This window comes from Paenibacillus enshidis (assembly GCF_042136365.1).
Classification (GTDB): domain Bacteria; phylum Bacillota; class Bacilli; order Paenibacillales; family Paenibacillaceae; genus Paenibacillus; species Paenibacillus enshidis.
In genome coordinates, this window is the sequence record NZ_JBHHMI010000040.1 from 21,348 (window position 1) to 32,924 (window position 11,577).

Below are 11,577 nucleotides of genomic sequence, written 5' to 3' on the forward strand. Positions count from 1 at the left end.
CCTTTTAAATTTTCCGGGGTAGAGTATCATTGCCACAGCTGCGGAGCGGTCATTATGACCGAAGCAGAGACGACGGCGTCGCTGTGCAGCTTTTGCGGCTCTGCCGTTGTGCTGGCCGACCGGCTCACGGGGAAGCTGGCTCCCGCGAAAGTGATCCCTTTTACGATCAGCAAGGAAGAGGCGATACAGGCCTTCAAGAAATGGTGCAAAAATGGGCGTCTGACGCCGCACGGCTTTATGTCAGCGAACCGAATTAAGAGCATCACTGGCATGTATGTGCCCTTTTGGCTGTATGATCTGCATAATAAAGTAGAGGTTCACGGGCAAGGTACGAAAATCAGAAGCTACACGAGCGGAGATTATGAGTATACGGAAACGAGCCATTTCAGGATATACCGGCAAATCCGTGTGAATTATGCGGGGCTGCCAGTGGATGCGGCGGAGAAAATGAACGATGAGCTGATGGACAAGCTGGAGCCTTTTCATTACGATCAGCTCAAAATCTTTAAAACCCCATACCTTGCCGGATATATTGCCGAAAAGTACAGCTATGACCACAGGCAGCTTATTCCGCGGATGAAGGGTAGGGTCAGTAAATACATCGATGATTATGTTCAGTCCACGGTATCGGAATATTCGTCCGTAAGCATTACAGACAGGCCCATAGAAACGCATATCAAGCAGGCGGATTATGTGCTGCTGCCGGTGTGGGTGATCCATTATAACCACAAAAATCTGGAGCATTCGTTTGCCATGAACGGCCAGACAGGCAAGGTGGTTGGCAAGCCGCCGATCAGCAAGGCCAAGGTGACCGCATGGTTTGCAGGCATTTCCGGAATCTCGCTGCTTTCGCTGAAGCTGATCTCCTGGATGATGGGAGGGATGTTTTGGTGAAAAGGTATCGAGCGGTTCTGGCCGTTGTGTTGATTCTGACTGTCATGTTCGTTGTGCCCGTGGAAGTGCTGGCAGGCTCGGCGTCTGCGGCGGCATCGAAGAAGCTGATTTATGATGAGGCAGGCTTGCTCAGTCCCGAGGCTTATGAAGAACTGAATGAGCTGGCCAATCAATACGGGGCGCAGCGTGAGACGGACATTATGATTGTGACGACGAACAACCCCGACAATGAGGATGTCATGCGCATGACCGAGGATTTTTATGACGAGCATGCCCCAGGGTATGACAAGCCGCATGGCAATGCGGTCATTTTGACGCTGGATATGAGGAACAGACAGATATATCTGGCTGGCTTTTATAAGGCAGAGCATTACCTGGACGGAAGCAGACTCGATAAAATCCGCGATAAGATCAGCGGAAAATTAACGGACGGAGATTATGAAGGAGCGTTTCGGAAGTATATGGTTACGGCTTACAGCTATTTGGATATCCGCCCTGGGGTGAATCCGGATAATATCCTGTATAAAACCTGGTTTCAATTGCTCGTGTCTCTCGGGATAGGGGGACTGGTTGTAGGGAGCATGGTTCGCAATGCCGGCGGTCGTGTTACTGTCAGTGGGCAGACCTATATGGACTCGTCCAGTCCGGGAGTTATACAGCGTGGGGACCAATATCTTCATACCACGACAACAAGCCGGAAAATTGAAAGAAACAACAGCAGCGGCTCAAGCGATGGCGGGACCACCAGCGGCGGTCATTCGCACAGCGGCAGCCGAGGATCTTTTTAAGGAGTGTGGTACATAAGTGTTTTTCAAAAATCAATTTGCCAATGTGGTAGAATGGGAAGAATTCCGCGATGACATGATTTTCTGGAAGTGGAGCAACCGGGAGATTAAACGGGGAAGCAAGCTGATCATCCGCTCCGGGCAGGATGCGATTTTTATCAGCAACGGGAAGATCGAAGGTATTTTCGAAAATGAAGGAGAGTATCAGATTGATTCGGACATCATTCCATTCCTTTCTACACTAAAAGGATTTAAATTCGGGTTCAACAGCGGCATGAGGGTGGAAGTGCTGTTCGTCAACACGAAGGAATTTACGGTGAAATGGGGAACGCAACAGCCGGTGCTCATCCCGACTCCTCAGCTTCCCGGCGGAATGCCCATTCGCGCCAACGGCACGTTTAATTTCAAGGTGGATGATTATGTCAGACTCATAGACAAAATAGCCGGGGTGAAGGACAGCTATCTGGTGGAGGATGTCAAACTGCGCATGACTTCCGTGCTGGATCAGCTATTAATGAAGTGGATCAGCCGGGAAGGGAAGGACATGCTTAATTTGCAGGCCAATGCCTCTGATATTGCCAAAGGCATTCGGGAGGATCTGGATATGCAGATGATGGACAACGGTCTGACGATTACTGGATTTCAAGTGATGAGCTTCAACTACCCCAAGGAAATTCAAGATATGATTACGAAAACCGCTTCACATGAAATGATCGGCAACCTGCAGAAATATCAGCAGGTGAGCATGACGGACGGCATTGCCTCCGGACGCGTGCAGGGAGGCGGCGCCGCTTCCGATATCGCCGGCATGATGTTCGGGATGAATGCGGTGAATGAAATGATGAAAAATATGAACTCTTCCCAAAAGCCAGCGGCGGATGCCACGCCTGCACCAACGGGCTCCCCATCTTCGGAAGGCGGCAAGAAGCCTAATTTCTGTCCGAACTGCGGCACGAAAAACGAAGGGGCCAACTTCTGCCCGAACTGCGGACAGAAGCTGTAGGCAGATCGCGGACAAGCATCGCGGCTGTGCTATGACAAAGCGGAGGCCGATCATTGAAAAAATCGAATGCGAGCGTTTAAAGAAGGAGTGAGTTTTTTGAGCAAAAAGGCAGTGGATCAGGCCTCCTAAAGTAAAACATTTTATTTTAGGAGGCTAACTATCATGAAAACAACGGCGAAATCCAAAGGTACGGTACAAAAACAGGTGTCGGCAAAGCTGCTGCTGATGGTCCTTGCGCTGTCCTCTCTTCTGGCCGCCATTACAGTGGATATGGTCAATCCCGTTCTTGGGCTGATAAGCCAGTCTTTGGAGGCATCAAAGGCGCAGGTGAGCTGGACGGTCAGCGGAATTGCTCTCGTGCTCGCGATCGGAGTGCCGCTGTATGGGCGGATGTCCGACTTCTTCGCGCTGCGCAAGGTATTTATCATTGCAGCTGCGGTCCTGACGCTTGGAAGCCTGCTCTGTGCGCTTGCTTCAAGCCTGCCCTTATTGGTGCTGGGGCGGATGGTTCAAGGCGCAGGCATGTCGGCGATACCGGTCCTGTCAGTCGTTGCTATATCTAGAGTTTTTCCGGAAGGGCAGCGAGGCGCAGCTCTGGGAATTGTAGCGGGCTGTATCGGCATCGGAACCGCTTTTGGCCCCATCTTCGGCGGGAGTGTCGGTCAAATCTGGGGTTGGCCCTCACTGTTCTGGATTACATTTGCATTGTCCCTTCTTATTCTGATCGGGTCCATATTTGCCCTGCCGGGAATCAGTCCAGCAATGGAGGAGGGAAGCGGGCGGAAATTCGATCTTATTGGTGGAATGATGCTCGGGCTTACCGCAGGGCTGCTGCTGTTTGGCGTAACCCAAGGGGAGAGTGCCGGTTTTGCCGCCATCTCTGCTTGGGGAAGTCTGCTGGGGTCGGTGTTGGCGCTGCTCGGGTTCATATGGCGCATCAACACGGCAGATAAACCGTTTGTCCCTCCAGTTCTGTTCAAAAACAAACCGTATGTCTGTTCAGTGATCATCGCCTTTTTTTCCATGTTTGCTTATTTCGCTGTACTTGTTTTTGTACCTTTGCTGGTCGTGGAAGTGAACGGGCTTAGTCCCGGAGAGGCGGGAATGATTCTGCTGCCAGGAGGCGCCGCTGTGGCGATATGCTCGCCATGGGTTGGGCGTTTTTCTGACCGTTTCGGGTCGAAGCTTGTTGCTGCCGGAGTGGGGATAATGGGTATCTCTACGCTGTTCTTGTCCACTTTTGCCTCTGGAGCTTCTCCTGTACTGGTATCGGTGGGGGCTCTGGGAGCGGGGATTGCTTTTGCTTTTATTAATTCCCCAATCAATAACGCGGCAGTAAGCGCACTCCCGAAGGATCAGGTCGGAGCGGGAATGGGAATTTTCCAGGGCACATTGTATCTTGGAGCAGGGACAGGCGCCGGCATGATCGGGGCTTTGCTCCATGCACGGCGTGAGGCTGCCGATCCGCTGAATCCCCTGTATTCCCTGGATGCCGTCGCGTACTCCGACGCTTTTCTGGCGGCGACCGTCGCGGCGGTCATCGCCCTGATTGCAGTGCTGGCAAAAGGGACAGCACGCTGATCGATCTCTTCGTCTAATTCAAGAATCAGCGGAAAATAGAATGAAGAATCGCCGCCTGCTTCCGGAAATGGAAGCCTGGCGGCGATTTTGTGTTTTCAGTAACCGATTTTAAGGGTATCTCTGTCAAGGTACACGCCCTCGGAACGGGTAATCGGCAGCTTTTGTTCCGCCGTAAAGCCGATGGTTTCCCCATCCCTTAGGGTGACGTTTTGCTCCACGATATACAAAGAAATGTCCATCAGGAACTCACGCAGCTCGGCAGGGGTTACCCGGCTGTCCAGCACTTCGATTTCGTCCTTGCCGAAGGCTCTAAGCCCATAGGTATAACCGCTTACCCCGGCTTCCGTTCGAACCAGACCAAAGTACACCAGGTTGAGAAGCGGAAACAAATCATCAGTCTTCATCGCTTCCGCCATATCCACAAAAAATTCAGGCTGGAATACGGTGCCTGAGGAATAGAGGCCAATCGCATTAGGGAGCTTCAGGCAGCTGGCCGCCAGCTTGGTGTACATTCTGCCGCTCTCCAGCGCAGAGACGGTGCGCGGAAATACCGCCAGCATGATCTGGGCGACATGGGTCTGGGCCACCTCAACGGCCTCCGGCCACAAATAGTTTGACCGGGCGTTATGCTCAGCCTCACCATCCGGCACCGGAGCGCCGACAAAGCTGACGGCGACCATGCAGCCATCCGCATGAAAGACAAGAGTTCCCTCGCTCTCCGCTTCGGAGCGGTCATCTTCACCTTCAGCCGGAGCACAGGAAATATTCCAGTCCCGTAGAAGGTTCGCCTTGATCTGCTCGAGATCACACTCCAGAGAGTTCAACAGAACGAAACCGTTAAACATACCGGATGAATTCTTCATAAGCCGCCGCCTGCTTCATCCAGTATTCGCGGATCATTTCCACCATGGCGATAGCCTCCTGCTCCGCAGTGGCGGGGTCATAAGGCTGCATTTCGCTGAATATATGGCCGCAGTGTTCGGTGTCGGAGGGACTTTCGTACCCGCCGCAGATGCCGAGCAGCCATTTGCCGAGCATGGTCTTTTTGTACTTGAAGATGTAGTAATGCATGTCATGCAGATCAAATTCTCCCGCAATCTCAATCCTGCTTGGCTTCTGGCCGAGCTCGCGCTCGTCGCTCAGCCAGTCAATCATGGATTGCATGGCCGCTTGCTGTTGGGCTGTCATGTATTCCGCTCCTTTTTAATGACCAATTCTCTGTCTGTTATATTCTACCATAGAAAAAGGCGAGTTGTGGGTTTGCTCTTCCGGCGTCAGCTTGTTCTACCCAGCTGCAGATGTTGAGTTATAACTCATTTCATGGACTCCACCTAATCATCCGTGCTTGATAGTCAAGCCGCCCATCGATTGTGGCAAGGCATATGAACTCGCTGCCCGGGAGCTTTGCACCATTATCCCATTGGATCAGGTAAAGAAAAACAGAAAACCAGGAACCGAAAATATACTTTAGGCGCGTTAAAGAAAATAACGGATCAAGTGAGGCACGAAAATGCCTGTTGTTACGTTATTCAGGACCATCGAATGGGTCTATTATTTTGGGATCGTGCCTTATGGAGAAGCAGGTCGGTTCAAGATCATGAGGCGATCTTAGGAGAAAGCAGAGCGTTAGGTGGTGTGAAGCAGGCCGAGAGTCTGAGTAAAAGGGATAATCATGCAAAGCTGTATGGAGAGGCAACAGGCAACAGGCATCAGGTAACGGACAACAGGCATCAGGTAACGGACACCAGATACCAAACACCAAACCCTATAGACATCCGTCTCACTCTGGATACTAGACTCTGAGCGAATCCCCCCTCTTCCAAGAAAGCTAAAAAAAAGCTGTCTGCTGATTCAGTGTCAATTCCAGCAGTGGATCCCCGTTTTACCCAGTTACATCAAGGCTTGTTTGCCGATTTCATGCTGCGAAAGTTGAGTTATAAATTTTCAATGGAGCTGAACAAATCTATAACCGCAAGAAAAATTTCCGCTAAACGCAGTCTGTCTTCTATGAAAGTACGTCGATTGATGTTTTTCTTTTGCTATACTTGAAAAAAGTTATCCGAGGTGAGTTGATATGCGATGGAAATATATTTTCTTCATACGTCACGTCCGGATTTGAAGATTGAAGAGAAATGGGGAGGTTCGCCTCCATTTACATAAGGAAGCTAATCGTTAAAGGAGCTTAATATTATGAGGTTGGTTGCCGTTCACCAGTTAGACAGAGAGAAGCTGATTCATTTCTTCAACACCCACTGGGGAAGCCCGGAAATGGTTGTCTCTACCGGCGTGTATCAATGTGATCAACTGGATGGTTTCGCGGTGCTGGGAGAAGATGAAAAGATCATTGGCTTAGTAACCTATACTGTTAATGATCATCACTGCGAAATTATTTCTCTTGACGCCATCGAAGAGAACAAAGGAATCGGGACCCGACTGCTGCGGCAGGTAGAGGCGCTGGCCAAGGAGAGGAATTTGCCACAGGTTAAGGTGATCACAACAAACGATAACCTTCATGCGCTGCTCTTTTATCAAAAAAGAGGCTATCAGATGGTTGAGGTCTATCCCAATGCCGTGGACAAAGCAAGAGAGATCAAACCTTCCATCCCTTTGTTTTCCGAACAGGGAATCCCAATCCGGGATGAGATTTTACTGGAAAAGCACGTGGGGGAATAAAGAGGGGAATGTTCCTTAAGGGAGGAATACTGCGAGCTCGGAACGTCTCGGAGCAAAAAAAGGAGGGCCCCAGGTCAACAGACCTTTCGGGGCGCCTCATCAACAATTAGAATAAAAGTGTATCCGGATCCGGGCCTACACGGTGATTTTGATTCAAGGCATTAATCTTATCCATATCCTCAGCGGACAGTTCAAAATCAAACACGTCGGCATTTTCAATAATGCGGTGCTCTTTGATGGATTTTGGAATGGTGACAATTTCGTTCTGCAGATCCCAGCGCAAAATAACCTGTGCTGTGGATTTTCCGTGTTTATCGGCAATTTCTTTCAATACCGCGTTATCCAGCAATTGGCCCTGCGCCAGCGGGGACCAGGCTTCAATTTGAATGCCTTGCTTTTTGCAGTATTCACGAAGCTCTACTTGCGTAAGCAGCGGATGAAGCTCCACCTGGTTGACCATAGGCTTGATTTCGGCGTCAGCCAGCAAATCCTCCAAATGATGAACGTGGAAGTTCGATACACCGATCGCACGGACTCTGCCGTCTTTGTACAGCTTCTCAAGTGCCTTCCAGGTTTCTTTATATTTGTCTTTCCCAGGCCAGTGAATCAGATACAGATCCAAATAATCCAGACCCAGCTTTTGCAGGCTTGTATCAAAGGCTTTCAATGTGGAATCATAGCCTTGGTCCGCGTTCCAGACCTTCGTCGTCACAAACAGCTCGTCACGGGTTATGCCGGATTCACGGATCGCTTGTCCGACGCCTTCTTCGTTTTCATAAATCTTGGCGGTATCGATGCTCTTGTATCCGGCTTTAATGGCATATTTAACAGAGTCAATCACTTCCTGACCGTCCTCTACTTTAAATACACCAAGGCCGAACCATGGCATTTTTACACCATTATGCAAAGTCACAGTATCCTGTAAATGGTTAGGCATAGAAAAATTCCCTCCTAAAATTTAGTTTTCACCTACTGGTGCCGTCTGCTCATCTAAGACAGCCGCACTATCTATAATAAACAGTCCTGACCGTGAATAGAAGTAGGCACTTTTCCCTTCTTAAGTATATCGCAGTATACCCTCACCACCTTCATCGCCAACAATTCCGTAACTTAAACGATTCTTTCCCGTAGTATGATATAAGCTATTACACTACAAAAGTTGAGGTCATGCACCGTATGTACGAGGAAATGATGAACGACGCCGATGCAGGTTATCTGTTGGCCGAAGAGAAGGCCGCCAGGTATTTTGCAGCCCTGTATGAGCAGGTCGCCGAGAAGTCTTATGTATCCGTGTTAACCGAAGATTTTCAGCTATGGAAGCAGAAGCATATCCGCCGTCCTTCATGGCTGTCCTTGTTTTCACAGATAAAGAGAAAGCCTGATCAACGTGATTATAATGCATATATCCAATGGCTTGATTACACAGGCAAGCTGGATGATTACCTGGACCGGAGCGTGTCCTATCTGTATATGCGGGATCTGGGTCAAGCGCCGAATTCGCCTGACACGCAGATGCGGATACAGCGTATGTCCGCCGATATCAAGAAGCAGCTGCTTCATTCCTCCAAGGCAAAACGGGGAGAGCAGCCGGAGCTCATCAGCCTGGCCGGGCTGTACCGGTGGGGGCAGAAGGAAGGCATAGAAACGGCCGTAATCTGGCTGATCCATAAGCTTAGAAAGGTAGCTGCCCATATTCCGGAAGGCATGGATGCCGAGCAGGCCCAGCGCAAGCTGATCAAGATCATTCTCGGGGTCGTGCTGCATGTGATGGAAGACATGGGTGATAAAGCGCCGCATGAGGAGCGTTCCCGCAGACTGGATGAGGCCATCCGACTCGGCTACTCCTACGGTCTGACCTATCCTTTTATTGACGATCTGCTGGACTCGCAGGTGCTGACCCCGCAGGAGAAAAAGAGGTATTCCCATCTGATCCGCACTGCGCTGTTGACAGGGACGGTGCCTAAAATGGGGGATTGGTCCGGAAACAACATGGAACTGATCCGGTATGTGCACACAGAGCTGCGGGAGGCGTTTGAATATATTAAAGGTTACCAGCGTCCGGAAGCGCAGAAAACGTTTTTTCAGCAATCCTATGTATTTTTTCACTCACAGGAAATGGACCGGATGAAGGACCTGTCGAATGTCGATTACTCTAATGAAAATCTCTATATCCCCATCATTCTCAAATCTTCGTCCTCCCGCCTGATCGCTCGTTCCGTGCTGAGCGCTGCCGAAGATGAGGGCTTTGACCAGCGGACTTTTTATTATGGCATCTATAACCAGTTGGCTGATGATTTCGCGGATATGTTTGACGATATGAGAGACGGCGCCGTCACACCCTACACCTATTATTTGAAGTACCGGGAGCAGCGCCCCGATCTGATTAACCCTTTTGAATTATACTGGGCGGTTATCTCCCACCTGATTCATCATGTATATCAATCCGATCCCAAGAGCCGCGAGGTCATTCTGGACCGTGCCATCAACGGGCTTAAGCGCTGCAGGGAGCGTGTGGGGGCTGAAAAGTACAACGAAATCATGGCGATTTTTACGTCAGATATCCCGGAATTCAATCATCTGATCCAGTATATGGTGCGCAAAGCGGTGGACGTGGATTTCTTTGACAAGCTGCTGCGGGATCAGGTGATTGCGAGCTTAAAGAACGACCGTAAGGACAAAGAAGACTTTTCAGCCACCATTGAAAAAGTTCGCCATCAGATCAACAGTACCCTGCAGATTGCCAAGCATAACGGAATGCCGCCGATGAAAGAACCGCTGATCGACGCCGCCAACTACAGCCTGAACGGGGACGGCAAACGTCTGCGGCCGATCCTGACCTGGGTCATGGGTGTCCGCCAATACGGGCTGGACGCAGCGGCCATCATGCCGCTCCTGAGATCGCTGGAATATATGCATACCGCGTCGCTGATCTTCGACGATCTGCCCACACAGGATAATGCGTCCGCCCGCCGGGGGCGTCCAACGCTGCATGAGGTGCACAACAGCTCTACAGCCGAATTAACCGGTCTGCTGCTGATCCAGCGGGCGACGCAGGAGCAGGCTTCACTTTCACAGGAGCAGTTTGATCCGAAAACCGTGCTGGCGCTCATGCGGTATTCGGCGCAAAAAGCAGAGGATCTGTGCATGGGGCAGATGATGGACTTGAACTCGAAAGGCCAAGCGTTAACGCTGGAGCAGCTGAATACGATGTGCTTTTATAAAACAGGGATTGCGTTCGAGGCCTGCCTGGTGATGCCCGCCATTCTTGCTCAGGGGCCGGAGGAGGAAATCGCCGCTCTGAAAAAGTTTGCCTATCATACGGGCATTGCTTTTCAGATCAAGGATGATTTGCTGGATCTGGAGGGAGACGTGCACCTGCTCGGAAAGCCGGTAGGCAAGGATGCGGAGAACAACAATTCCACCTTCGTCACGGTGCTGGGCCGGGAGGAAGCTGCGAAGGAGATGTGGAACCATTACTGCCTCGCCATGGACGCCTTGAAGGAGCTGCCGCGCGGCAACGCTTTTCTGAAGCATTTACTGGATTATATTGTGCATCGGGAGCGGTAAGATATGAGAAAAACCGTCGGCTCATTATGGTAAAATAACTTTAGTTATTCTACTGGAGGTGTTGAAGATGCGATGGAGTGAGGTTAAGGAACGATTTCCTGACGAGCGGGTCGTCCTGGAGGCTACGAAAGCGTTACACTGAACTGCATCGTAAAGATCCCCATCGGGAATATTGTTTTTTTTCACACCTCCTGTTCGGAAATCGTAGCAAAAGATGAATATAACGGAAATACATTCACTCCCATTCGTCGGCATGAGTATTATTTACAGAGGGAAAGAATTGAAGTTTCAGAAGGCGCTGCTGAGCTCCAATTAATGTTGGAGTCATGAAATTAACAGTTTGAGTTTATTAAATGCAAAAGACGGAGGTGGGAGAACTTCCGTCTTTTTTGTGTTACTTTTATTTAAATCCCAGCTTTCGCAGAGCCCAAATCCACTTAAACCTTTGTAGCTACCGGGTTCTGAGGAATTCTAATCCCCTTCTAGTGCGTGACAGTCAAGCCGCCAGCCGATCGTGGCAAGGCATGTGATACTCGCTTTTCAGGAGCTTTGCACGATTATCCCGTTGGATCAGGTCAAGAAAAACAGAAAACCGGGAACCGAAAATACACTTTAGGCACGCTAAAGAAAATAACGGATCAAATGAGGCACAAAAACGCCTGTTGTTACGCTATTCAGGACCATCGAATGGATCTATTATTTTTTTTGATTGTGCCTTACGGAGAAGCAGATCGATTCCAGATCATGAGACGTTCTTAGGAGAAAGCAGAGCGTGTAGGTGATGTGAAACCGACCGAGAGAGAAGGAAGGGAGCTAAGCAAGGCACCGAAAAAAATAAAAAGACCCGGGTCCTCGTTGCCGCTTGAACCTGAATGTTTCCGCTGTCCTCGTTCATGCTAACCCACACCGTTCAAGCGACGCACCTTATGCTCACCTTTCCTCGTTCAAGTACTGCAATTAGGCCGCAGCCGCAAGAGGCTGAACCGGTTGGCGCGCAATCAGTCGGCGGTAAGGGATCGCCGGAATCGTCACGGCCATGTACAGCAACTTCTGCCACATCGTTCCTTCCGCTCC

The 11,577-nt window shown here is 50.2% G+C and carries 6 protein-coding genes and 2 pseudogenes; 6 read left to right on the top strand and 2 right to left on the bottom strand.

What is annotated here, in order from left to right; all coding sequences use genetic code 11:
- Positions 1-21 precede the first annotated feature (21 nt).
- From ACE41H_RS23885 to ACE41H_RS23900, 4 genes and pseudogenes are all read left to right on the top strand, one after another.
- Positions 22-894 (top strand): annotated as a pseudogene (locus tag ACE41H_RS23885) (TFIIB-type zinc ribbon-containing protein); the annotation flags it as partial.
- Complete coding sequence (locus ACE41H_RS23890) at positions 891-1,682, top strand: TPM domain-containing protein (RefSeq protein ID WP_375358067.1); 792 nt, start codon at positions 891-893, stop codon at positions 1,680-1,682. The pseudogene ACE41H_RS23885 and the gene ACE41H_RS23890, both read left to right, overlap by 4 nt.
- A gap of 73 nt (positions 1,683-1,755) precedes the next feature.
- The gene (locus ACE41H_RS23895; RefSeq protein WP_375358075.1) at positions 1,756-2,682 is read left to right on the top strand and encodes an SPFH domain-containing protein; all 927 of its coding nucleotides are present in this window, start codon (positions 1,756-1,758) and stop codon (positions 2,680-2,682) included.
- 162 nt (positions 2,683-2,844) lie between these two features.
- Positions 2,845-4,263 (top strand): MFS transporter, encoded by a 1,419-nt coding sequence (locus ACE41H_RS23900; RefSeq protein ID WP_375358068.1) that lies wholly within the window; start codon positions 2,845-2,847, stop codon positions 4,261-4,263.
- Between the two features lie 95 nt (positions 4,264-4,358).
- Here ACE41H_RS23900 and ACE41H_RS23905 read toward each other — a convergent pair.
- Positions 4,359-5,451: pseudogene (locus ACE41H_RS23905) on the bottom strand (DUF4261 domain-containing protein).
- 1,002 nt (positions 5,452-6,453) lie between these two features.
- Between ACE41H_RS23905 and ACE41H_RS23910 the strand changes: the two are divergent.
- The gene (locus ACE41H_RS23910) at positions 6,454-6,936 is read left to right on the top strand and encodes a GNAT family N-acetyltransferase (protein WP_375358069.1); all 483 of its coding nucleotides are present in this window, start codon (positions 6,454-6,456) and stop codon (positions 6,934-6,936) included.
- A 106-nt stretch (positions 6,937-7,042) separates the two neighbouring features.
- Here ACE41H_RS23910 and pgoN read toward each other — a convergent pair whose 3' ends face one another.
- The gene (pgoN, locus tag ACE41H_RS23915) at positions 7,043-7,873 is read right to left on the bottom strand and encodes a glyoxal/methylglyoxal reductase (RefSeq protein ID WP_375358070.1); all 831 of its coding nucleotides are present in this window, start codon (positions 7,871-7,873) and stop codon (positions 7,043-7,045) included.
- 230 nt (positions 7,874-8,103) lie between these two features.
- On the opposite strand from pgoN, the gene ACE41H_RS23920 reads away from it, so the two are divergent.
- Positions 8,104-10,503 (top strand): polyprenyl synthetase family protein, encoded by a 2,400-nt coding sequence (locus tag ACE41H_RS23920; RefSeq protein WP_375358071.1) that lies wholly within the window; start codon positions 8,104-8,106, stop codon positions 10,501-10,503.
- Positions 10,504-11,577: the final 1,074 nt, after the last annotated feature.